The sequence below is a fragment of the Catenovulum adriaticum genome (assembly GCF_026725475.1).
Classification (GTDB): domain Bacteria; phylum Pseudomonadota; class Gammaproteobacteria; order Enterobacterales; family Alteromonadaceae; genus Catenovulum; species Catenovulum adriaticum.
Window position 1 is genome coordinate 2817727 of record NZ_CP109965.1, and the last position, 22542, is coordinate 2840268.

Consider the following 22542-nt stretch of genomic DNA (forward strand, 5'->3'; position numbering starts at 1 on the left):
TATTAGTGCCGCTGCCAAACACGTTAAAGCAGCTGGTTTAAATTTAAAATAATTAATGTTTTGGCATTCACTTCTGCCAAACCAACAATATATTGTCGGTTTAAATTTTCATCTAAGCTAGGCGAATATTTAATGTGCGATCGTTCAACCCCGTATACGTCTGATACAGCATCCACCACAATCCCTATAATTTTATCCACGCCGTCTTGTTCTATCGCCAAAACAATAACCACGGTTACCGCACTGTAGTCTACTTTAGGAAGGTTAAATTTCTGTCGTAAATCCAGTAATGGAACAATAGTTCCTCTAAGATTGATAACACCTTTAACATAACTAGGCGAATTTGGGATCGGCGTTGTTGATTGCCATCCTCGGATTTCTTGCACTTTTAAAATATCAATACCGTACTCTTCACCATCCATTAAAAAGGTTAGGTATTGCGCAACATCGGCATTATCAATGAGATCTTGGCTATCTGTTAATTGCGCATTTAATGACTCTAAATTCATACGGTCGCAGACTCCAAAGATCCTGTCTGGTTAGCAAAGACAGTATTACTTTTATTTAGTCCTGCAAGCTTTACAATACCAGCGATGTCTAAAATTAAAGAAACAGTACCATCGCCTAAAATAGTTGCCCCTGAAATGCCATCTACCTTAAAATAATTTGCTTCTAAACTTTTAATCACCACTTGTTGTTGAGACAAAAGTTCATCTACAAACAAGCCTACTTTTTCATTGTCGTTCTCTACTACGACAAGCAAGCCATCTTCTAAGTTATCACTGCTGCCTTGATGTGAAAATACATCACTTAACCGTATAATTGGAATATATTCATCTCTGAGTTTTAAAACGTCTAACTCGCCGCCTACACGGCTAATAGCATTTGTTTTTACCTGCAAAGATTCAATAATATTGATGAGCGGAATAATATAAATATGCGAGCCAACGCTGAGCAATTGGCCGTCGAGTATAGCTAATGTTAGAGGTAGGCGAATAATAACCGTTGAACCTTCGGCAGGTTTTGATGCTAGTTCGACAGAGCCATTTAGCGCTTGAATGTTTCGCCTTACCACATCCATACCGACGCCTCGCCCTGATAAGTCAGATACTTGCTCTGCCGTTGAAAAGCCAGGTTCAAAAATAAGCAAATTAATTTGATCATCTGTTAGATCATCCGTTTCGGCAATTAAACCATTTGAAATTGCTTTTTCTCTAATTCGTTTTGTATTTAAACCTCGACCATCATCGACAATTTCAATAACGATATTGCCACCTTGGTGATATGCATTTAGTGTAATTTGACCCGTTTCATTTTTGCCTGCAGCTAAACGTTCAGCCGGTGATTCCAACCCATGGTCCATCGCATTTCGAACTAAATGCACTAAAGGATCAGAAATTTTCTCCATTAATGTTTTATCTAGTTCAGTTTGTTCACCTGTTAATTTCAGCTCAATTTTTTTATCCAGCTTTTTACTGGTATCTCTTACTAAACGAGGAAAACGACTGAATATAGAGCCAATTGGTAACATTCGTATTCGCATAACACTTTCTTGTAAATCTCTTGTATTATGCGCTAACTGAGCTAAACCAGCCTGCAAACTCAATAACTTATTATTATCCAACTCACCTTCAGAAAGTTGAGTTAACATTGCTTGAGTTATGACTAATTCACCAACCATATTAATTAAGGAATCGACTTTCTCGATACCTACTCTAATAGAGCCTGATTCTGTTTGTTTTGCTGATTTTTTCTGGTTTGAGGTAGGTGCTTTAATCTCATGCTGAATATTTATTTCGGCATCGCTGGCTACGGGTTCAAAATTATTGAGTTGTTGTGCTGATGCGTTACTAGCCCGCATTGAACTTTCAATCGCGCTTTTAGAAACGGGGATTTCTTGACCAGAAAAGCTGTTATCGTTTTCCACATTCGTTGATTGGCTTAACCCATGAATGTTGATTTCACATTCGTCTTCAATCCACTCAAAAATTTCAGATATTTGTGCTTTTGAGCAATCACTGACTAAAGTTAACGTCCATTTAAAATAACAGTCTTCTGGCTCAATGTCGGTTAACGCAGGCACATCTGAAATATCGATATTGACCGTTAATTCACCAAGTTCAGCTAACTCTTGCAATAAATACAAAGGCTCGTTGCCAGTTTTTAAAATATCTAATCCAGGTTTAAAGGAAATAACCCACCCTATAGATAAATTACCGCCTAAGTTAGGTTCACTCGGTGTTGCATCTATAATTTGAGAAGCGTCTGCAGCCAGAATCAAATTAAATTCTGCTTTTAATAATTGTGCTTGTTCGGTATCAGGCTCTTCTTCTGCTCTTAATGCACTTAAGATGTCACGCAAGCAGTCTACCGATTGTAGTAGTAAATCAATATATTGTTGTGTGAGTTGTCGTTGACCATCTCGAATTTGATCTAATAAGGTTTCAACCACATGAGTAAAATCAGCCACAGAGTTAAAGCCAAAAGTGCCGCTTCCACCCTTGATAGAATGCGCCGCTCTAAAAATTGTGTTGATGGTTTCGTTATCAGGCTCACCCGGCTGCAGTTCTAGCAGCTCCGACTCCATAATATCTAACCCTTCGAAGCTTTCTTCAAAGAAAACTTCAAAAAACTGACTGAGATCTATACTCATTCGGCTATCTCAAAACTTTACCAATAGTTGCCAATAATTGATCTGGATTAAAAGGTTTTACAATCCAACCTGTAGCGCCAGCAGCTTTGCCCGCGGATTTTTTATCTAATCCAGATTCTGTAGTTAACATTAACATGGGTACAAATTTATAATTGGGTAAGCTTCGCAAATGAGATATTAGCGTAATTCCGTCCATGTTTGGCATGTTGACATCCGATATTACTAGATCAAACTCAGCTTGTTTGGCAATTTCTAAAGCTTCAACCCCATCTTTAGCTTCAGTCACATCAAAACCTGCTTTTTTTAATGTAAAGCTAACCATCTGTCGCATAGAGGCTGAATCGTCCACGGCTAAAATTCTTTTCATATTTACTTCCTATCTTGATTTGGTGTTTATGAATTAATCTCTAAATATTGATTAACGCCGGAGGCAATAACTGCGCGATTAAAATCATCGCTAGTAGCTGTCCAAGTAAGCTGGAGCTGATTCTCGGATAACGATTTCTTTAACGAAACTAAGAGTTGTAGTACAGAAGTGTCGATGCGTTCGACTAAGCTTGCATCAATTTCAATCGCTTGTCCTAAAACCATAAGCTCACGAAAATCACTTAATATTTGCTCGGCTTGCGTAATATTTGCAACTGGCATCAATTGGTAACAAGAGGTTTCTATCATATCCGTTTTAACCTTTTATTATTCCAGACATTCAAATTTACGAGTCAATTAAATGTTGTAAGCTGTATTTATAATAGAGCTTAGTTAAAAAAAATCCACTTTATAATCAGTCTTATATAAAAATAATTTAATTAATATCTTTTGCATTAACGCTCAGATAAGTAAGCAATAACATCGATTAAAGTTTGGTAGTTAACTTTTGCTGGCGTCGTACTAAAGTCAGGTTTAATCCGCGCAACTAACTCCCCTTTTGGATTAACAACAACTAGCGCCGCAGAGTGGTTAACTAAGTAATCTTCACCTTCACCTGTTAACGAATAAATTAAACCTAACTCTCTGGTAAAAGGTAGCAAGTGCTGATGAGGTCCAGTTGCCGCTATAAAGTCAGCATTAAAAAAACGAATATATTGTGAGAGTTGCTGCTTTGTATCTCGTTTAGGATCCGCTGAAATAAAGACCACTTGAGCATTATTGACTTGTTTTGTGAGCTGCGGATAAATGTGTGCTAAATCAGTTAACGTGGTTGGGCAAATATCCGGACAATAGGTATAACCTAAAAAAACAATACTCCAATGATTTTTTAATCCACTTAAATTCAAACCATCACGGTTAGAAGTGCTTAGTTCAAATTCGCTGATTTTTCGGCTTGGCTGAAAAATTTGCACATTGTCAAATTGCCTTAACTCATTAGTTGATTTTTGGTCACTACAAGCTGTAATTGCAGCTAATATAAAAACCCATTGGATAAAATTGATTAAAATAAATTTCATGAAAAATTATGATCCACTAACATTACAATAAACATTAGCATTAAATGCCAAATTGAAAACTTGAACGTTTTAAACGCAAGCCCTGATTTATCGAACCATTTTAGCCGAATAGCATAGTTAATAAACTGCAAATTTAATAACAAGCTAATAGTTGCGTAAAACCCACCAAATAAACCCGATAAATAAGGTAAAATTGAGACGACCGTTAAGATCACACAATACAGTAAAATCATAGTTTTAGTGAACTCTACCCCATGAGTAATTGGCAACATAGGGACTTTAGCTTTAGCGTAATCATGTTTCCGATGAATAGCCAGCGCCCAAAAATGTGGTGGAGTCCAGCTAAAAATAATAAGGACTAATAAAAGTGCATTGGGATCAATTGAGTTAGTAACCGCTGTCCAGCCCAGTAATGGCGGCATAGCGCCAGCAAGCCCACCAATGACAATATTTTGAGGCGTTGCTCGCTTTAGGTATAAGGTATAAACCACGGCATAACCAAGTAAAGAAGCAAAGGTTAGCCAAGCAGTTAATTGATTTACAGCAAACCAAAGTAACGCAAACCCTAAAATGCCAATTCCTCCGGCAAAAATTAAAGCTTGGCGTTGAGACAAACGTCCTTTAACCACTGGGCGATGATACGTTCTAGCCATTTTTGCATCAATTTGAAAATCAACAACATGATTAATCGCCGCGGCAGCGCCTGCTAACAGGCCTATTCCAATAATGGTGGTTAATAATAGTTCAATATTCGGAAGTTGATTATTTGGCACATACATTCCAACCAGTGCAGTTAACAAGATTAACGCTACAACTTTAGGTTTCGTTAATTCAAAGTAATCTCGCCACAGCGCTATATTTATTTTTTTTGCTGATATTGTTAGTACTCGATTCATATCAATCATCCTCTTGGTATTAAATTGCGATTATCGTGCACGACTCTGCACTGGAGCGACTGAATAATAATAAAGTGTTAAAACAAACGCGGTTAATAACAACAATGCCACTGCATTATGTAACACTGCAACCATTAACGGTAAAGATAAAACAACGTTAGCAATGCCTAACCCAACTTGAGTAGCTAACAGCACTATTAATGAGGCGCTTGCTATATTCAACCTAGCGAAACCAGAAACTCTTTTTTGGCTTTGGAAAAAACAAAAAACCGCCCAACCCAATAAAGTAAATAGCGTAATAACGGCCCATATTCTGTGTGCGATGTGAATCGTCATCCGAGCAGAATAATCTAACACCCCATATTGATATGTGTCAGCTTCGGGACTTATTAAATGAAATGCATTTAAGTCTAAACGTTGCTGCCAGCCATCTTCACAAATAGGTAACTCTGTGCAGGCCAAAGCCGCGTAGTTAGTAGATGTCCACCCACCTAGTATAATTTGAATTAATAAAACTATAAAACAAAGCCAGGCTAGTTTAGGTAACTTGGTTTTCGTGACGGCTGTGTAAGCTAATGCCCGCTCTAAAAGAACTAACAAAACAAAAATAGAAAAACCACCAATTAAATGTGCCAAAACCACAGCGGGTAATAAAACCAGCGTCACAGTCCACATGCCTAAAGCGGCTTGAAAGCAAACCAAAAAAAACAAGCTAATGCTAAAAACTCTCACTTTTTGAGCGTGAGGCTTATAAATTGAAAGCACGGCAATGGCTAATATAATGAGCCCTAACGTTCCGGCAAAATACCGATGAATCATTTCATTCCAAGCTTTTTGCGGCTCGATAATTTGTTGTGGAAATTTAGCTTGCGCACTATTTACCTGCTCAGCTTTTGGCACGGTTAAATGCCCATAACACCCTGGCCAATCAGGACACCCTAGGCCTGCATCGGTTAAACGGGTAAAAGCACCCAATACAACCACAACAAATGCCAAAATAATCGCAATTCGCACTAATATTTTCATTACCCTACCCTAGATAACTTAAGTAATTTTCGTAAATCAGCTAATAAGTGTTTGGCGGCAATTAAATTCTCTTCACGCTTTAAACTAATTGGATAACGTAAAATAATTTGTCCTAGAGGATCAGCTATATAAACATAGTTTTTGGAAAGCTTTGCTGGCGGATTGATAATACCGGCAAATTTATGATTGGGATCGGCCTGATCTAGTAAAATAAGTTGCTGGTTTGTGGCAATGTAACGACTGGGTAATACTCTTTGGGTTTCACGACCTAATGCAATATCGGCTTGTTTGACTAAGTAAGTTGATTCTTGACAAAGTTTTTGGCAATCAAGTTCAGATGGCACTATCATTAACCATTTTCCACTCGCGCCGGCATTTAATTGCGTAATGTCCATTTGCATAGCAGGTGTGATCAGCTCTCCTTGATTAGTCGCTGATAAATTAAACCATTCCCCTTTTAACGCAATATAAGCTGCAATAACAGGGATGAAAAAGACGAAAAAAATAATACTTAAATTAAACCTAGCAGATCGCTTTTTTAGTTGATTGGTTTCTTCCATTTTACTGCCTTTATAATAATTATAATACATAATGCCAGCGCCAAACCAAACCATTGCACAGCATAACCATAATGTTTTTGTGCTGGCATAACAATAGGTTGCCAGTTAGGTTGGAATGCCATCAATGATTTTTTATCGACTACTGCAAGTATAGGCAATAAATCGATTTTTGCATGTTTTGAAATCTGTTCTAGGTTAACCTGTTGAATAAATTTATAGCCTAAACGCTGATGAATTTCTTCAGACATAAATAAGTTATGGTTTGGTTTTGTAATGCGGGCATTGAGTTCAGTAACGTTTAAAGGTAAGTCTTGTGTAGAAAAAGCTGGTATTCGATTTTTATCAACGGGTAACCAACCTAAATTAACCAATACATACTCTGCTTTCTCTGAGGATAGCGTTGAATTGTGATCTAATTTTATCGCCACAATACACTCGACCCCCAGTTGGTGATTCATTATTTTATTTTCAACAAACCAAATATTATCTAAATTAACAGAGCCGCTTATAAGAATAGGTTTGTCTAAATATGATTCTTCAGCCTGCTCCTTTAAATACTCAGCAGTCAATTGACTAGCTTGTACTTGAGCTGCTTGATCTAACTGAACTTGGCGAGTATTTTTATATTCAGCACGCTGCAATTGCCATTGCCCTAATGCTAATAACAAACACAAACTAGATAAAAAAAGTAAAAACGGCCAAATTTTTACATTTAACTGAAAACGACCTAGAGTTAATAACACATCACTTCCATTGAGGTATGCATGATAAAAATCATTATTGTAGTACTGCTCATATTTGTTATTTTTAATTTATTTAAAGCTTTATTGGCAATGAATAAAAATGATCAAACTCATCAAATGAGCAAAAGATTAGGTTTAAGGCTGATGTATTCTGTGGCCATTATTGCGTTTATTTTAGTAGCCGTGCAATTAGGATGGATTACCCCTAATCACCGACCTTATTGATTTAGTTATATTATGTAGACAAAAATAAATAAGCAAAGCCAAACCACATCAACAAAGTGCCAGTACCAGCTGGCCGATTGAAACGCAAAATGGTTCTTAGCGTTAAAATGCCCAGCTAATATTCTAAAAAATATAACAATTAAAAACAAAGTGCCTAAAGTAACATGCAAACCGTGAAACCCAGTTAGCAAAAAAAACGTATTACCATAAACCCCTGAATCTAAAGTGAGTCCTAAATCTTGATAGGCATGAATATATTCTTCTACTTGTAAGGTTAAAAAAGCAAACCCGAGTAAAATGGTAAACCCCATCATCCAACTCATTTGCTGACGTTTACCTTTTTCAAGACCAACATGGGCAAAATGAATCGTAATTGACGAGGTAAGCAATATTAGCGTATTAATTAAAGGAAGGCCCCAATACCCCATCGCTTGAGTTGTTTTACCAGAAGGTGTTTCAGTTAACGGCCATATAGCCTCAAACGTTGGCCATAAAATTTGAGCTGTCATTGCATTATTGCCAGCCCCAGCTAGCCAAGGCACAGAAATCGTCCTAGTATAAAAAAGAGCCCCAAAAAAAGCGGCAAAAAACATGACTTCTGAAAAAATAAACCAACTCATTCCTTGTCGATAAGAAATGCCCAATTGTGCACTGTGCAAACCAGTTTGTGACTCTTTAATTTGATCGCGAAACCAGCCAAACATCATAATAAACAAAACAATCAAACCGGCTAGCAGTACAAGCTGTCCCCAGCCAGCTTCACCTGTTTTGCTTATTTGAGTAACTAAGTTGCCCGACCCCACGGCTACCAAAAAAAAGCCGACAGCCCCCACAATCGGCCATGGGCTTTGCGCCGGGACATAATACGTCGCATTGTTATCTGACATGATTAACTCTCCTATAAGGCATTAGCCAGTGTTTGCTCGCTAATGGGATATAGCGTATACGCTAATGTTAATACTTTAATTTCTTCGGGCAGCGCTTTATCGACAAAAAATCTTAGCTTAAACTCAGTGGTTTCATTTGCCGCTAGTGCTTGTTGATTGAAACAAAAACATTCTGTTTTATTTAAATAAAGACTACCTTGTCCGGGCGAGACCGAAGGTATAGCCCGTACAGAAACAGCTTCGTTTAATGGGTTGGTGACATGAAATGAAACATTTTTCATTTCACCTGGATGAACTTCAACTGAGGGCGCACGCGCGATAAATTCACTCGGCTGGCCCGTTTTGTCAAAAGTAACAAATTCAACTCGTATAACTCGACTAGTATCAACCAAAGTTTGCGTATTAATGTCAGCTCTCTGCACGCTTCGGCCATTAATTCCGGTCAAATCACAAAACACATCGTATAAAGGCACTAAAGCAAACCCAAAGGCAAACATAGCCAATACGAATCCGCAGAGCCGAACGAGCAATTTTTTATTAGATTGAGTTTGCATTTCTTTAACCTACTTAATTTGAGGTGGTGTCGTAAAAGTATGATAAGGCGCTGGCGACTCGACTTCCCACTCAAGGCCGTGGGCACCATCCCACACTTGGGCATCAACGGCTTTACCTTTCTTTTTACAAGCTTTAATTAACAACGCCAGAAAAATTAACTGTGATAACCCAAACGCAAAACCACCTAAACTAATCAATTGATTCCAGTTTGCAAATTGAATTGAATAATCAGGAATTCGTCTTGGCATACCCGCTAATCCAACAAAATGCATAGGGAAAAATAGTACATTTACGGAGATCAACGAGCACCAAAAATGTAATTTAGCCAAGCCAACGTCGTACATAACCCCTGTCCACTTGGGCAACCAATAATAGGTTGCAGCTATGAGTGAAAATATTGCGCCTGTTACTAACACATAGTGAAAATGCGCAACCACAAAATAAGTATCATGGTATTGAAAGTCGACAGGTGTAATGGCCAACATGAGCCCAGAAAAACCACCAAAAGTGAACAAAACAATAAAAGCAATTGAAAAGAGCATTGGCACTTCAAAACTCAAAGCTCCTCGCCACATAGTAGCAACCCAGTTAAAAACTTTTACCCCAGTAGGCACGGAAATCAACATAGTGCAATACATAAAGAAAAGCTCTGCAAATACGGGCATACCCGTGGTAAACATATGGTGTGCCCATACAATAAAAGATAAAAACGCGATTGAAGCTGTGGCATAAACCATAGACGCGTAACCAAACAGTGATTTACGGCTAAACGTGGGCACTATCGTTGAAATAATACCAAAGGCAGGCAAAATCATAATGTAGACTTCAGGGTGACCAAAAAACCAAAAAATGTGCTGGAACATAACGGGATCGCCACCGCCTGCAGCATCAAAAAACGACGTACCAAAATATTTATCAGTCAACACCATAGTCACTGCGCCAGCCAACACTGGCATAACCGCTATTAATAAGTAAGCGGTAATAAACCACGTCCAGACAAACAGCGGTAATTTCATCCATGTCATACCTGGCGCTCTCATATTAAAAATGGTTACGATAACGTTAATCGCCCCCATAATTGATGAAATCCCCATAATATGAATTGCAAACACAAATAATGCGGTGCTATCACCGCTATAAGTAGTAGAAAGTGGCGCATAAAATGTCCACCCAAAAGCTGGGCCACCACCCTCAACAAATAAACTGGAAAGTAAAATTAAAAAGGCAAAAGGCAAAATCCAAAAACTGAGATTATTCATTCTGGGTAAAGCCATATCTGGTGCCCCTATCATCATAGGGATCATCCAGTTTGCCATACCAGTAAAAGCTGGCATAACCGCACCAAATACCATAATTAAACCATGTACTGTGGTCATTTGATTAAAAAAGTGAGGTTCAACAATTTGTAATCCGGGCTGGAAAAGCTCAGCCCGAATGACCATCGCCATAGCCCCACCTACAAGAAACATAATAAAAGCGAACCATAAATATAATGTACCTATATCTTTATGATTGGTTGTAAAGATCCATCTTTTAATGCCTGGAGCAGGACCATGTGCATGATCGTCATGGTTTTCTGAATGTTCGGTCGCAGAATTATTTTGAGTTATTGTGCTCATCTGTCATCCCCTACTGATTTTGTATAAACTGGTGAATATCTTTAGGCTGAACGAAATCTCCAGAGTTTATTCCCCAGGCATTACGTTCATATGTGACAACAGAAGCGATTTGTTTCAAGCTAAGTTGTTTGCTAAATGCTTGCATCGCAGTGCCATTTCGGCCATTTAATACAACATCTATATGTTCAGCTACATCGCCCGTTACCGCCGGACTGCCAACTAAAGAAGGAAACACGCCTGGTAGTCCCATACCATTTTGTTGGTGACAGGCTGCACAATACCCCATATAAACTTTTTCACCTTCAGCCATTAATTCTTCTTTGCTCATACTCATTGCAAGCAAACGTTTCTCTTCGGCTTTAGCGGCAGCTTTTTCTTGCTTTTTCTTCTCCATCCACAGATCGAATTCAGTTGGCTCTAACGCTTTTACAACGACCGGCATAAAACCATGATCTTTACCACAAAGTTCTGCGCACTGACCGCGATAAATACCTGGCTCATTAACATTGGTCCAAGCTTCATTAATAAATCCAGGGTTCGCATCTTTTTTAACCGCAAAATCCGGTACCCACCAACTGTGAATAACATCATCAGAGGTCATTAAAAATCTAACTTTTTTATTAGTTGGGATCACTAAAGGTTTGTCTACTTCTAAAAGGTAAGTATCACCTTTTAACCACTTACCAGTAATTTGTTCGTTGGGGGTAGCAAGCAAGCTGTAAAACTCAATGTCATGATCTAAGTATTTATAGTGCCATTTCCACTGTGAACCGGTAACGACAATCGTTAAATCGGCTTCGTTTGCATCCTCCATCGCAATCAGTGTTTTAGTCGCGGGTATAGCCATTACAATAAGTATAATGATAGGGATGATTGTCCACGCAATTTCCACTTTTATGCTTTCGTGAAAATTAGCTGCTTTTGCACCTTTGGATTTGCGATGGAATATAATGGCATAGAACATAGCGCCAAAAACGACTAAACCAATCACAATACAGATATAAAAAATAGTCATATGCAAGTCATAAACTTGATGACTGATGTCTGTTACCCCTGCTCGTAAATTAATCGTTGAGTGTGTTGCTGTTTCAGCTGCGTAAACTAATGTAAATGGTAGCAACGAAACTAAAGCCATAAAAACTTTACACTTTTGGCTCACGGCTTTCTCCTTGTTATTGTAATTTTATAGTGCGTTGTCGTTTTTTACTTGCGCAAACAATGCATGTATAAAAATTAGTCAAGGATTTGAAAATTTACAATTATTTAATATAAATAAAAATCAGAATATCTGAAGTAAATAGGAGACGGTGCAGAATAAATTAGCGCTAAGGTAGGGTTAAGTTAAATTGAAATTTTACATTAAATCCGAATAATAGCGTCAAAAAAGCTTAATATACTAAACCTATTAAGCTTTTTTATATAGCGATTCAGACAACTGCGACTATAAGAGCCTTGCTTTGAATAACAAGTTAAATCCAATCTGTATTTCTTATTACGCCAACCGCTAAACCTTCAATTGCAAAAGGGGTCGATTTTAAATCAACTTCGATTGGTGAAAAATCTTTATTTTCAGCAATTAATGTAACTTTACTTCCTTGTTGCTGATATCGCTTCACCGTCACATCGTCTTCAACTCGAGCCACAACAACTTGCCCATTTAATGCAGTTTGGGCTTTATGAACCGCTAATAAGTCTCCATCCATAATGCCAATTTCAATCATACTATCGCCTTGAACTCGCAATAAATAATCGGCATTAGGTTTAAATAAATGAGGGTCAACTTGATAGTGCTCTTCAACATGCTCTTGAGCTAAGATAGGAGAACCTGCTGCAACTTGACCAATTAAAGGCAAGCCTTCGTCTTCTATCGATTCTTCTTGTACTAAACGAATACCTCTGCTGGTACCTGCAATTATTTCAATAGCACCTTTTTTAGCCAACGCTTTTAAATGCTCTTCGGCTGCATTAGGAGATTTAAACCCTAAAATAGACGCAATTTCGGCTCTTGTTGGTGGCATACCTGTATCTTGAATGTTATCTTTTATTAGTTGCAGTATTTGACTTTGGCGTGCAGTTAAAGCTTTCATTTAATGTTTATCCATACAGTACTCATTACTGTTAGTATATACAGGTGCTTTAAAAACGCAAATAGAATATTGCTTAAACCATTGTGAATCTACAAAACATGCTGTGCAAAATCACTTCAAGCTAAAATTGATGGCTGTGTGTTCAGCTCAACATGTTACAATATAAAGAAATATTCAGCTTAATGACTTTAAATGACAGACTATAAAAAATTTTTTGCTCAGCTCCTAAACCTACCAATGAAACTCCTGATGAGTTCAAAGGTAATTTTAGATGATTTAGATTTAGAATTAGGCTCGACTAAACAGCCCATTTTTTATGTTATTAAACATGATTCACTATCTGATTTAATCGCATTAAAATCAGCTTGTAAAAAATCTAATTTACCTGACCCGTTTAAGCCGGTTAAAGTGAATGACACGCTTTTTCGTCGTTACGTATGTTTAGATAAACTACAACCGGTATTAGCTAAAGAGCCGGGGAAAACTGATGCTACTGAGCAAATTCAAACGGTATTACAGCAACATGTGCAGCAACCCGATTTAGATGCCAAACTCGTCCCTTGTTTTATCAGTTGGGGACGTTCGCCCGGCAAAGAAACCTCTAATATAAAAAAGCTTTTCAACCATCAAAAAAAGCCCAGCTGGTTACGTAAAATATTTACGGTGTTATTTATAGGACGAGATAATTTTGTTTCCGTTAATCAACCACTCTCTCTTAGATTTGTCGTTGACCAACATGGTAGCTCTCCTGAAATAGCACATAAGTTATTGCGCGTCGCTCGTTTTCATTTTCAAAGGCAGCAATTAACGATGGCTGGCCCCAGACTTTGGCAAAGAGATCATTTATTAACCTCGCTGTTAGCATCCCCTTCGATCAAAGATGCTATTAACGATGAAGCAAAAAGCAAAAATATCTCTTATGAAAAAGCGAAAGAGCAGGCAAAAAATTATTTAAATGAAATAGCTGCCGATTATCGCGATAGTTGGATCAGAATTGGGGATACTGTTTTAACTTGGATTTGGAACAAGCTTTACTCTGGGATTGAAGTTAAAAATGGTGAAAAAATAAGAAAGCTCGCACAAGATGGCCATGAAATCATTTATATGCCTTGCCATCGCAGCCATATGGATTATTTATTATTGACTTATGTGATATATCACCAAGGCTTAGTCCCTCCTCATATTGCCGCAGGCGTTAATCTTAACTTTTGGCCAATGGGTGGAATCTTCCGGCGCTCTGGAGCGTTTTTTATGCGCCGCTCTTTTAGAGGCAATAAACTCTATTCCGAAGTATTTAAAGAGTATCTGTCTCAGCTAATCAGTAAAGGACACTCAATAAAATTTTATCCAGAGTCTGGCCGTTCAAGAACAGGTCGATTACTAAAACCCAAAACAGGCATGTTAGCTATGGTCATACAAAACATGCTTAAAGGCCAAGATAGACCTGTCACTATAGTGCCTGTCTACATAGGCTACGAGCATGTCATGGAGGTTAAAACCTACTTGCGTGAACTGGGTGGACAAAAAAAGAAAAAAGAGTCTGCCTTACATTTGTTTAGCATTCTAAAAAACTTACGCCACTTTGGTCGTGGGTACGTTAATTTTGGTGAACCTATTAGCGTAAACAAAACCATGGAAAGCTATCAACCTAATTGGAAACAACAATTAGAGCAAAATCAAAAGCCTACATGGCTGCCCAGTTACATTAATTCATTAAGCCATAATGTAATGTGTAATATTAATCATGCAGCAGCTTTAAACGGTGTCACTTTAACCGCAATGAGTCTTTCAGTTGCCAATCAAAACACCTTGTTTAAAGATGATTTAATTAAACAACTTAAAATTTGTGTCGCACTCCATCAGGAAGAAACTCCTTTTAATAATCTAAGTATGCCGCCGGAAGACTCAATTGAAGCGCTCATTGATAATGCGGTAAAAATGGAAAAATTCACTGAGGATACCGAAGGGCAAAACACAATTTCTATCTCGCAAGAGAGCATAGTGGAGCTTAACTACTATCGTAATAACATTTTGCATCTTTATATTATTCCCTCGCTTATTGCCGCATTTTTATTAGAAACAAATAATATAGAAAAGTCAGAGTTAGTCGCCAATATCAATAAACTTTACCCTATTGTCGCTAACGAATACTTTTTAAAAATAGAGGTGAGTGAGTTAATTAAGCATATTGATGCTTGTATTAAAGTATTGGTCGATAATCATTTAATCTCATTAAATGAAGATAAATTGATCGCTGTAAGACCCGCTAATTCTGAGTATCTACAGTTACATTTATTAAGCTTAATTTCACAACAGACACTCCAGCGCTACGCGATAGTCTTACACTCAATTGAAAGCCACGAGCAAGGCCTATCTCGCTCAGCACTAGAAAGGCACTCATTAGATGTAGCTAAAAATTTGGCTAAATTGCATGATATAAAGTCACCCGCCTTTACGGATAAATCTATATTAAGTCAGTTTGTCGGTGAGTTAAAAGAGCAGGCTTTAATTGTCATTCATGAAGAAGGTCGGTTTATTGCAACTCCAGAACTAAAGGAGTTGAGTGGAAAGATTTATCGTTTAATAGATGGTGATATTTTAAATACCATTAAACATGCATAGGTTTGGATTAGCATCTAGAAAACTTTCAGAGTATAGGTAGCTAAGGCTACTTTTACTCTGCTCATAATGCAAATAATTACCGTAACAACCACTCAGTAGGTGTAATTTTTTTACCTTTTTTCTTCATAAGTTCTTCAATAAGTGGCGTAATAATAAGCTCCATTGCCAAACCCATTTTCCCACCAGGTACGACCATAGTATTGACGCGAGACATAAAAGCACCATCAATCATTTGCAAATAATATGGAAAGTTTATGCCTTTAGTACCACGAAACCGAATGACAACAAAGCTTTCATCTAAGCTTGGAATGTCTTTAGCTGAAAATGGATTTGAAGTATCAATTGTTGGGACGCGCTGAAAATTTATATGAGTGCGGCTAAATTGAGGTGTAATAAAATTAATATAATCATCCATGCTACGCACGATAGATGACATTACTGCTTCGTGACTATGGCCTCTGTCCGTGGTATCGCGAATAATTTTTTGAATCCACTCTAAGTTAATAATAGGTACCATGCCTATCAAGAGATCAACATGTCTCGCCACATCATTTTCTTCTGTTACAACCCCTCCGTGGAGGCCCTCATAGAATAGTAAATCAGATTCAGGTAAATCTTCCCAGGGAGTGAAAGTACCTGGCATTTGATTATAAGGCACAGCATCATCAAATGAATGTAGATAACGTCTTATTCTACCATTACCGGATTCACCATAAGTTTCAAACAACTCTTCCAATAAACCAAAATCATTTGCCACTGGACCAAAATAGCTAATATGTCGCCCTTGTTCTTGAGCTTTCCTAATTTCTACTTCCATTTCTGCGCGGGTGAAACGGTGGAAACTATCGCCTTCAACTTCAGCTGCTTTAATATCAAAGCTTCTAAAAATATGTCTAAAAGCTTTTGTTGTAGTCGACGTACCCGCACCAGATGAACCTGTTATCGCAATTATTGGTGATTTAGTTGACATAATATAGACCCTTAAAAAGTTAACCTATTTATACGGGATCAAGCACAAAGATCAAGGCTTGCGAATGCAGAGAGTATTTATAAATTAAATAATTTAAACGAAAAAAGCCCGACTCTTTCGAATCGGGCTGAATCTTGGGATGCTTTCACATCAAATTCTTATGTACAGGATGTACGGTATGTCTAAACTGCATAGATGCGTTGTTTAGACCTTATCCTAAAGGATAAAATAAAGAGCCTGGCAGTGTGCTACTCTCACATGGGAACTCCCACACTACCATCGCCGCTATTGTGTTTCACTTCTGAGTTCGAAATGGAATCAGGTGGTGCCACAATGCTTTGGCCGCCAGGCATAAGTCGGTCTGTTAATTCACTTTTCAGTCAATTAACCAATCAGGACAATACATAATAAAGAGTCAATCAAGTTTGTTTATTCATTCGCGCAGTCACACTTCACGTCATGTTAATAAACATTCGGCGTTGTATGGTTAAGCCTCACGGGTCATTAGTATTGGTTAGCTCAATGCCTCACAGCACTTACACACCCAACCTATCAACCTTGTAGTCTACAAGGGCCCTACTGGAGCTTATAGCTCAGTGAGAACTCATCTTGGGGCTCGCTTCCCGCTTAGATGCTTTCAGCGGTTATCGATTCCGAACTTAGCTACCGGGCAATGCTCTTGGCAGAACAACCCGAACACCAGTGGTTCGTCCACTCCGGTCCTCTCGTACTAGGAGAAGCCCCCCTCAATTCTCAAACGCCCACGGCAGATAGGGACCGAACTGTCTCACGACGTTCTAAACCCAGCTCGCGTACCACTTTAAATGGCGAACAGCCATACCCTTGGGACCGACTTCAGCCCCAGGATGTGATGAGCCGACATCGAGGTGCCAAACACCGCCGTCGATATGAACTCTTGGGCGGTATCAGCCTGTTATCCCCGGAGTACCTTTTATCCGTTGAGCGATGGCCCTTCCATTCAGAACCACCGGATCACTATGACCTACTTTCGTATCTGCTCGACGTGTCTGTCTCGCAGTTAAGCTGGCTTATGCCATTACACTAACCGTACGATGTCCGACCGTACTTAGCCAACCTTCGTGCTCCTCCGTTACGCTTTGGGAGGAGACCGCCCCAGTCAAACTACCCACCAGGCAATGTCCGCATTCCCGATTAGGGAACAACGTTAGAACATCAAACATACAAGGGTGGTATTTCAAGGTCGGCTCCACACCATCTAGCGACGATGCTTCAAAGCCTCCCACCTATCCTACACATGTAGGTTCAATGTTCACTGCCAAGCTGTAGTAAAGGTTCACGGGGTCTTTCCGTCTAGCCGCGGGTACACAGCATCTTCACTGCGATTTCAATTTCACTGAGTCTCGGGTGGAGACAGCGTGGCCATGATTACACCATTCGTGCAGGTCGGAACTTACCCGACAAGGAATTTCGCTACCTTAGGACCGTTATAGTTACGGCCGCCGTTTACCGGGGCTTCGATCAAGAGCTTCGACCTAAGTCTAACCCCATCAATTAACCTTCCGGCACCGGGCAGGTGTCATACCGTATACGTCATCTCTCGATTTAGCACAGTACTGTGTTTTTAATAAACAGTTCCAGCCACCTGGTTACTTCGACCACCTCTCGCTCCAGGCGTAAAGCCCTTCACAATAACGTGGCGTACCTTCTCCCGAAGTTACGGTACTATTTTGCCTAGTTCCTTCACCCGAGTTCTCTCAAGCGCCTTAGTATTCTCTACCTGACCACCTGTGTCGGTTTGGGGTACGGTTCTTAATGACCTGAAGCTTAGAAGATTTTCCTGGAAGTATGGCATCAACTACTTCACCCCCTTGGGGGCTCGTCTCGTGTCTCAGTCTTAAGGAAATCCGGATTTACCTAAATCTCCAACCTACACACTTTCACATGGACTACCAACGCCATGCTAGTTTAGCCTGCTCCGTCTCTCCGTCGCAGTCATTAAAAGTACGGGAATATTAACCCGTTTCCCATCGATTACGGCTTTCGCCCTCACCTTAGGGGCCGACTTACCCTGCCCTGATTAGCATGGGACAGGAAACCTTGGTCTTTCGGCGAGGGGGTTTTTCACCCCCTTTATCGTTACTCATGTCAGCATTCGCACTTCTGATATGTCCAGCATGCCTTACAGCTTTGCCTTCAACCACTTACAGAACGCTCCCCTACCACTTGAACCTAAGTTCAAATCCGCAGCTTCGGTTGCTTATTTAGCCCCGTTACATCTTCCGCGCAGGCCGACTCGACTAGTGAGCTATTACGCTTTCTTTAAAGGGTGGCTGCTTCTAAGCCAACCTCCTAGCTGTCTAAGCCTTCCCACATCGTTTCCCACTTAATAAGCATTGGGGACCTTAGCTGGCGGTCTGGGTTGTTGCCCTCTTCACGATGGACGTTAGCACCCACCGTGTGTCTCCCGGATATTACTCTCAGGTATTCGGAGTTTGCAAAGGGTTGGTAAGTCGGGATGACCCCCTAGCCTTAACAGTGCTCTACCCCCTGAGGTATTCGTCCGAGGCGCTACCTAAATAGCTTTCGGGGAGAACCAGCTATCTCCCGGCTTGATTAGCCTTTCACTCCGATCCACAGGTCATCCCCTAACTTTTCAACGTTAGTGGGTTCGGTCCTCCAATTGATGTTACTCAATCTTCAACCTGCCCATGGATAGATCGCCGGGTTTCGGGTCTATACCTAGCAACTCTACGCGCAGTTAACACTCGCTTTCGCTACGGCTCCCCTATTCGGTTAACCTTGCTACTAAATATAAGTCGCTGACCCATTATACAAAAGGTACGCAGTCACAGAACAAGTCTGCTCCCACTGCTTGTACGTACACGGTTTCAGGTTCTATTTCACTCCCCTCACAGGGGTTCTTTTCGCCTTTCCCTCACGGTACTGGTTCACTATCGGTCAATTGGGAGTATTTAGCCTTGGAGGATGGTCCCCCCGTCTTCAGTCAAGATATCACGTGTCCCGACCTACTTAATGCGTGAATGATAAATCTTCATATACAGGGCTATCACCTTCTATGGCTGCACTTTCCAGTGCATTCTACTAATTTATCATTCATCGGCTGTTCCCCGTTCGCTCGCCGCTACTTGGGGAATCTCGGTTGATTTCTGTTCCTCGGGGTACTTAGATGTTTCAGTTCTCCCGGTTTGCCTCTTACACCTATGTATTCAGTGCAAGATACTCTAAAAAGAGTGGGTTGCCCCATTCGGAAATCTATAACTTAAGCGTCTTTTATCGACTCGTCATAGCTTATCGCAGATTAACACGTCCTTCATCGCCTCCAATTGCCTAGGCATCCACCGTGCACGCTTAGTCACTTAACCATACAACCCGAATGTTTATCCAGATTGTACGTAGGACTGCTTGCTACTTTGAATACTAATTCAACTTGATTGAATTCGTTTTTCTTTATTACTTCTTGTCCAGATTGTTAAAGAGCGTTGGATGTTAACGTTGCCGTTAAAAAAACCAAACTGAAGCATTGATGCAGTTTATTGCACCCCAACACTTGGGTTTGGTTTTTGCTTGCCTTTTAATTTGATAACCGTTTATTTATCTGTGTGAACACTGTGCATGTTTAATGAATTTTTGTAAGGAGGTGATCCAGCCCCAGGTTCCCCTAGGGCTACCTTGTTACGACTTCACCCCAGTCATGAACCACAAAGTGGTAAGCGCCCAATGTTAAGCTACCTACTTCTTTTGCAGCCCACTCCCATGGTGTGACGGGCGGTGTGTACAAGGCCCGGGAACGTATTCACCGCAGCATTCTGATCTGCGATTACTAGCGATTCCGACTTCATGGAGTCGAGTTGCAGACTCCAATCCGGACTACGAACAGCTTTAAGGGATTCGCACACTATCGCTAGTTAGCTGCCCTCTGTACTGTCCATTGTAGCACGTGTGTAGCCCATCCCGTAAGGGCCATGATGACTTGACGTCGTCCCCACCTTCCTCCGGTTTATCACCGGCAGTCTCCTTAGAGTTCCCGACCGAATCGCTGGTAACTAAGGATAAGGGTTGCGCTCGTTGCGGGACTTAACCCAACATTTCACAACACGAGCTGACGACAGCCATGCAGCACCTGTCTCACGATTCCCGAAGGCACACTAAAATCTCTTCTAGCTCTCGTGGATGTCAAGGGATGGTAAGGTTCTTCGCGTTGCATCGAATTAAACCACATGCTCCACCGCTTGTGCGGGCCCCCGTCAATTCATTTGAGTTTTAGCCTTGCGGCCGTACTCCCCAGGCGGTCTACTTATCGCGTTAGCTTCGCTACTCACGGATTAAATCCACAAACAGCAAGTAGACATCGTTTACGGCGTGGACTACCAGGGTATCTAATCCTGTTCGCTACCCACGCTTTCGCACCTCAGTGTCAGTAATGGGCCAGGGGGCCGCCTTCGCCACCGGTATTCCTTCAGATCTCTACGCATTTCACCGCTACACCTGAAATTCTACCCCCCTCTCCCTTACTCTAGCATGACAGTTCTGAATGCACGGCCGAGGTTGAGCCCCGGTTTTTCACACCCAGCTTATCACGCCACCTACGTGCGCTTTACGCCCAGTAATTCCGATTAACGCTTGCACCCTCCGTATTACCGCGGCTGCTGGCACGGAGTTAGCCGGTGCTTCTTCTGTCAGTAACGTCACAGTAAGTTGGTATTAACAACTTACCTTTCCTCCTGACTGAAAGTGCTTTACAACCCGAAAGCCTTCTTCACACACGCGGCATGGCTGCATCAGGGTTTCCCCCATTGTGCAATATTCCCCACTGCTGCCTCCCGTAGGAGTCTGGGCCGTGTCTCAGTCCCAGTGTGGCTGATCATCCTCTCAAACCAGCTAGAGATCGTCGCCTTGGTAGGCCATTACCCCACCAACTAGCTAATCTCACTTGGGTTCATCTCGTCGCAGGAGCCATAAAGGCCCCCTTTAACCCGTAGGTATTATGCGGTATTAGCCATCGTTTCCAATGGTTATCCCCCACAACGAGGCAGATACCCAAGCATTACTCACCCGTCCGCCGCTCGACGCCTGAGAGCAAGCTCTCATCGTTTCCGCTCGACTTGCATGTGTTAGGCCTGCCGCCAGCGTTCAATCTGAGCCATGATCAAACTCTTCAAAAAAGTTTTTAAATCTTGCTCAATTAACTCAAAATCACATTTTCATGTGAGCCTGAATAAATTGATAAATTGTTCATTCATCAAATCTATGCCAGTGCTCACACAGATAAATAAGGTTACCTAATTTTTAAAGAACGTTGCGGATATTCCGCTGCTTCTTACCGAAGCGAGGCCGCGCATTCTACGCTGTCCTCTTTTGTTGTCAAGCCTTTATTTTTCGTTATTGATATTTAACGTTAAACAGGCCTTTTCAACGGTTTGAACTCTATTGAGCTGCGCATTCACTCGCTGATGTTTGTCTGCGTGTTGCTGCGTTGTGGGGGCGCATTATAGGGACTAATTAAACCCCGTCAACGCTTTTTTTGAATTTATTTGAAATTAAAGTTTGTTTGCTTATAAAAACAACTATTCTGCTTTTTTTTGCATATTTTATGTACTTTTATTAACTTTGCAGTACAAAATTATCGAATTATCATGTAATTTACGTACTGCCTTATATACTTTTAAAATTATAAATTACAATTATCATTCTATTTCGAGGTTTCAATGTCTAATAATAATGTATTTAAACAAGCATTCGTGGTGATTTTTTTAACGTTAGTTTGTTTTTTTGTTCTACCACTCACGTCTTTCGAGCTATCAACTCACGTTGCATTAAGTTTAGGTCTCCTTATAGGGGGAAGTGTTTCTATTTTACTTTCTAGTACTAGTACAACTGCCGCTTCATCTGATACAGATGAAACTGATATTGCAACTAAAACTATTTATGTTGGTAATTTACCTTATCGAGCAAATGAAGCAGCAGTACGTGAGTTATTTGCAACACATGGTCAAGTAACATCTGTTAGATTAATGAGAGACAGAAATACTGGTAAACGTAAAGGATTTGGATTTGTGGAAATGGCGGAGTCTGCAGCGGACAAAGCAATATCAGAACTTAATGAGCAAGAATTCCAACAGCGTACGTTGAAAGTTAGAGAAGCAAAAGATAGAAGTAAGCAATCTAGCGAGAATCAATAAAGCCAAAAGTGTAAAGATACATCGCATCTGGCTGCATCCATAAAATTACCCCAGCCAGGTGCTTATGACTAA

18 protein-coding genes and 3 rRNA genes are annotated in these 22542 nt (G+C 40.2%); 3 read left to right on the plus strand and 18 right to left on the minus strand.

What is annotated here, in order from left to right; genetic code table 11:
- Nucleotides 1-23: 23 nt before the first annotated feature.
- From OLW01_RS12425 to OLW01_RS12465, 9 genes are all read right to left on the minus strand, one after another.
- A complete protein-coding gene (locus tag OLW01_RS12425) occupies nucleotides 24-509 on the minus strand; it encodes a chemotaxis protein CheW (RefSeq protein WP_268074238.1) in 486 nt (161 codons plus the stop codon).
- Nucleotides 506-2653 (minus strand): chemotaxis protein CheA, encoded by a 2148-nt coding sequence (locus tag OLW01_RS12430; protein WP_268074239.1) that lies wholly within the window; start codon nucleotides 2651-2653, stop codon nucleotides 506-508. Before OLW01_RS12430 ends, OLW01_RS12425 begins: the two co-directional genes overlap by 4 nt.
- A gap of 4 nt (nucleotides 2654-2657) precedes the next feature.
- Nucleotides 2658-3020 (minus strand): response regulator, encoded by a 363-nt coding sequence (locus tag OLW01_RS12435; RefSeq protein WP_268074240.1) that lies wholly within the window; start codon nucleotides 3018-3020, stop codon nucleotides 2658-2660.
- Nucleotides 3021-3046: 26 nt separating this feature from the next.
- Nucleotides 3047-3328, minus strand: coding sequence for an STAS domain-containing protein (locus OLW01_RS12440; protein WP_268074241.1), 282 nt, complete (start codon nucleotides 3326-3328; stop codon nucleotides 3047-3049).
- A gap of 146 nt (nucleotides 3329-3474) precedes the next feature.
- Nucleotides 3475-4098: an SCO family protein gene (locus tag OLW01_RS12445; protein WP_268074242.1), complete on the minus strand. Its 624-nt coding sequence runs from the start codon at nucleotides 4096-4098 to the stop codon at nucleotides 3475-3477.
- On the minus strand, nucleotides 4095-4994 hold the full coding sequence (cyoE, locus tag OLW01_RS12450) for a heme o synthase (RefSeq protein ID WP_268074243.1): 900 nt from the start codon (nucleotides 4992-4994) through the stop codon (nucleotides 4095-4097). The genes OLW01_RS12445 and cyoE overlap by 4 nt, the downstream gene beginning before the upstream one ends.
- Before the next feature lie 30 nt (nucleotides 4995-5024).
- Complete coding sequence (locus OLW01_RS12455; RefSeq protein ID WP_268074244.1) at nucleotides 5025-6020, minus strand: COX15/CtaA family protein; 996 nt, start codon at nucleotides 6018-6020, stop codon at nucleotides 5025-5027.
- Nucleotides 6020-6580: a hypothetical protein gene (locus OLW01_RS12460; protein WP_268074245.1), complete on the minus strand. Its 561-nt coding sequence runs from the start codon at nucleotides 6578-6580 to the stop codon at nucleotides 6020-6022. Before OLW01_RS12460 ends, OLW01_RS12455 begins: the two co-directional genes overlap by 1 nt.
- The gene (locus tag OLW01_RS12465; RefSeq protein WP_268074246.1) at nucleotides 6559-7323 is read right to left on the minus strand and encodes an SURF1 family protein; all 765 of its coding nucleotides are present in this window, start codon (nucleotides 7321-7323) and stop codon (nucleotides 6559-6561) included. The genes OLW01_RS12460 and OLW01_RS12465 overlap by 22 nt, the downstream gene beginning before the upstream one ends.
- A 21-nt stretch (nucleotides 7324-7344) precedes the next feature.
- On the opposite strand from OLW01_RS12465, the gene OLW01_RS12470 reads away from it, so the two are divergent.
- Complete coding sequence (locus OLW01_RS12470; RefSeq protein ID WP_268074247.1) at nucleotides 7345-7548, plus strand: DUF2909 domain-containing protein; 204 nt, start codon at nucleotides 7345-7347, stop codon at nucleotides 7546-7548.
- A 5-nt stretch (nucleotides 7549-7553) separates the two neighbouring features.
- Here the strand turns inward: OLW01_RS12470 and OLW01_RS12475 are convergent, their stop codons facing one another.
- The 5 genes from OLW01_RS12475 to lexA all read right to left on the minus strand — a co-directional run bounded on the left by OLW01_RS12475 (nucleotide 7554) and on the right by lexA (nucleotide 12696).
- The gene (locus OLW01_RS12475) at nucleotides 7554-8435 is read right to left on the minus strand and encodes a cytochrome c oxidase subunit 3 (protein ID WP_268074248.1); all 882 of its coding nucleotides are present in this window, start codon (nucleotides 8433-8435) and stop codon (nucleotides 7554-7556) included.
- Between the two features lie 11 nt (nucleotides 8436-8446).
- Nucleotides 8447-8989: a cytochrome c oxidase assembly protein gene (locus tag OLW01_RS12480; RefSeq protein WP_268074249.1), complete on the minus strand. Its 543-nt coding sequence runs from the start codon at nucleotides 8987-8989 to the stop codon at nucleotides 8447-8449.
- Between the two features lie 9 nt (nucleotides 8990-8998).
- A complete protein-coding gene (gene ctaD / locus OLW01_RS12485; RefSeq protein WP_268074250.1) occupies nucleotides 8999-10609 on the minus strand; it encodes a cytochrome c oxidase subunit I in 1611 nt (536 codons plus the stop codon).
- A 10-nt stretch (nucleotides 10610-10619) separates the two neighbouring features.
- The gene (gene coxB, locus OLW01_RS12490; protein WP_428980163.1) at nucleotides 10620-11768 is read right to left on the minus strand and encodes a cytochrome c oxidase subunit II; all 1149 of its coding nucleotides are present in this window, start codon (nucleotides 11766-11768) and stop codon (nucleotides 10620-10622) included.
- Between the two features lie 310 nt (nucleotides 11769-12078).
- Complete coding sequence (gene lexA / locus OLW01_RS12495; RefSeq protein WP_268074251.1) at nucleotides 12079-12696, minus strand: transcriptional repressor LexA; 618 nt, start codon at nucleotides 12694-12696, stop codon at nucleotides 12079-12081.
- A gap of 192 nt (nucleotides 12697-12888) precedes the next feature.
- Between lexA and plsB the strand changes: the two genes are divergently transcribed.
- Nucleotides 12889-15318, plus strand: a complete 2430-nt coding sequence (plsB, locus tag OLW01_RS12500; RefSeq protein WP_268074252.1) for a glycerol-3-phosphate 1-O-acyltransferase PlsB — start codon at nucleotides 12889-12891, stop codon at nucleotides 15316-15318.
- A 76-nt stretch (nucleotides 15319-15394) separates the two neighbouring features.
- Here the strand turns inward: plsB and OLW01_RS12505 are convergent, their stop codons facing one another.
- The 4 genes from OLW01_RS12505 to OLW01_RS12520 all read right to left on the minus strand — a co-directional run bounded on the left by OLW01_RS12505 (nucleotide 15395) and on the right by OLW01_RS12520 (nucleotide 21453).
- Nucleotides 15395-16288, minus strand: a complete 894-nt coding sequence (locus OLW01_RS12505) for a phosphoribulokinase (RefSeq protein WP_268074253.1) — start codon at nucleotides 16286-16288, stop codon at nucleotides 15395-15397.
- Between the two features lie 235 nt (nucleotides 16289-16523).
- Nucleotides 16524-16638, minus strand: a 5S ribosomal RNA gene (gene rrf / locus OLW01_RS12510).
- A gap of 133 nt (nucleotides 16639-16771) precedes the next feature.
- Nucleotides 16772-19653 (minus strand): 23S ribosomal RNA (locus OLW01_RS12515).
- Nucleotides 19654-19921: 268 nt separating this feature from the next.
- A 16S ribosomal RNA gene (locus tag OLW01_RS12520) occupies nucleotides 19922-21453 on the minus strand.
- The 16S, 23S and 5S rRNA genes sit together here, the layout of an rRNA operon.
- Nucleotides 21454-21996: 543 nt before the next feature.
- Here OLW01_RS12520 and OLW01_RS12525 point away from each other — a divergent pair.
- Complete coding sequence (locus tag OLW01_RS12525; protein WP_268074254.1) at nucleotides 21997-22470, plus strand: RNA recognition motif domain-containing protein; 474 nt, start codon at nucleotides 21997-21999, stop codon at nucleotides 22468-22470.
- Nucleotides 22471-22542 lie beyond the last annotated feature (72 nt).

Excerpts from the sequence above, each read along its gene's own strand:
- OLW01_RS12425 (WP_268074238.1), bottom strand. The coding sequence starts at position 509 with ATGAATTTAGAGTCATTAAATGCGCAATTAACAGATAGCCAAGATCTC.
- OLW01_RS12430 (WP_268074239.1), bottom strand. The coding sequence starts at position 2,653 with ATGAGTATAGATCTCAGTCAGTTTTTTGAAGTTTTCTTTGAAGAAAGC.
- OLW01_RS12435 (WP_268074240.1), bottom strand. The coding sequence starts at position 3,020 with ATGAAAAGAATTTTAGCCGTGGACGATTCAGCCTCTATGCGACAGATG.
- OLW01_RS12440 (WP_268074241.1), bottom strand. The coding sequence starts at position 3,328 with ATGATAGAAACCTCTTGTTACCAATTGATGCCAGTTGCAAATATTACG.
- OLW01_RS12445 (WP_268074242.1), bottom strand. The coding sequence starts at position 4,098 with ATGAAATTTATTTTAATCAATTTTATCCAATGGGTTTTTATATTAGCT.
- cyoE (WP_268074243.1), bottom strand. The coding sequence starts at position 4,994 with ATGAATCGAGTACTAACAATATCAGCAAAAAAAATAAATATAGCGCTG.
- OLW01_RS12455 (WP_268074244.1), bottom strand. The coding sequence starts at position 6,020 with ATGAAAATATTAGTGCGAATTGCGATTATTTTGGCATTTGTTGTGGTT.
- OLW01_RS12460 (WP_268074245.1), bottom strand. The coding sequence starts at position 6,580 with ATGGAAGAAACCAATCAACTAAAAAAGCGATCTGCTAGGTTTAATTTA.
- OLW01_RS12470 (WP_268074247.1), top strand. The coding sequence starts at position 7,345 with ATGATAAAAATCATTATTGTAGTACTGCTCATATTTGTTATTTTTAAT.
- OLW01_RS12475 (WP_268074248.1), bottom strand. The coding sequence starts at position 8,435 with ATGTCAGATAACAATGCGACGTATTATGTCCCGGCGCAAAGCCCATGG.
- OLW01_RS12480 (WP_268074249.1), bottom strand. The coding sequence starts at position 8,989 with ATGCAAACTCAATCTAATAAAAAATTGCTCGTTCGGCTCTGCGGATTC.
- ctaD (WP_268074250.1), bottom strand. The coding sequence starts at position 10,609 with ATGAGCACAATAACTCAAAATAATTCTGCGACCGAACATTCAGAAAAC.
- lexA (WP_268074251.1), bottom strand. The coding sequence starts at position 12,696 with ATGAAAGCTTTAACTGCACGCCAAAGTCAAATACTGCAACTAATAAAA.
- plsB (WP_268074252.1), top strand. The coding sequence starts at position 12,889 with ATGACAGACTATAAAAAATTTTTTGCTCAGCTCCTAAACCTACCAATG.
- OLW01_RS12505 (WP_268074253.1), bottom strand. The coding sequence starts at position 16,288 with ATGTCAACTAAATCACCAATAATTGCGATAACAGGTTCATCTGGTGCG.
- OLW01_RS12525 (WP_268074254.1), top strand. The coding sequence starts at position 21,997 with ATGTCTAATAATAATGTATTTAAACAAGCATTCGTGGTGATTTTTTTA.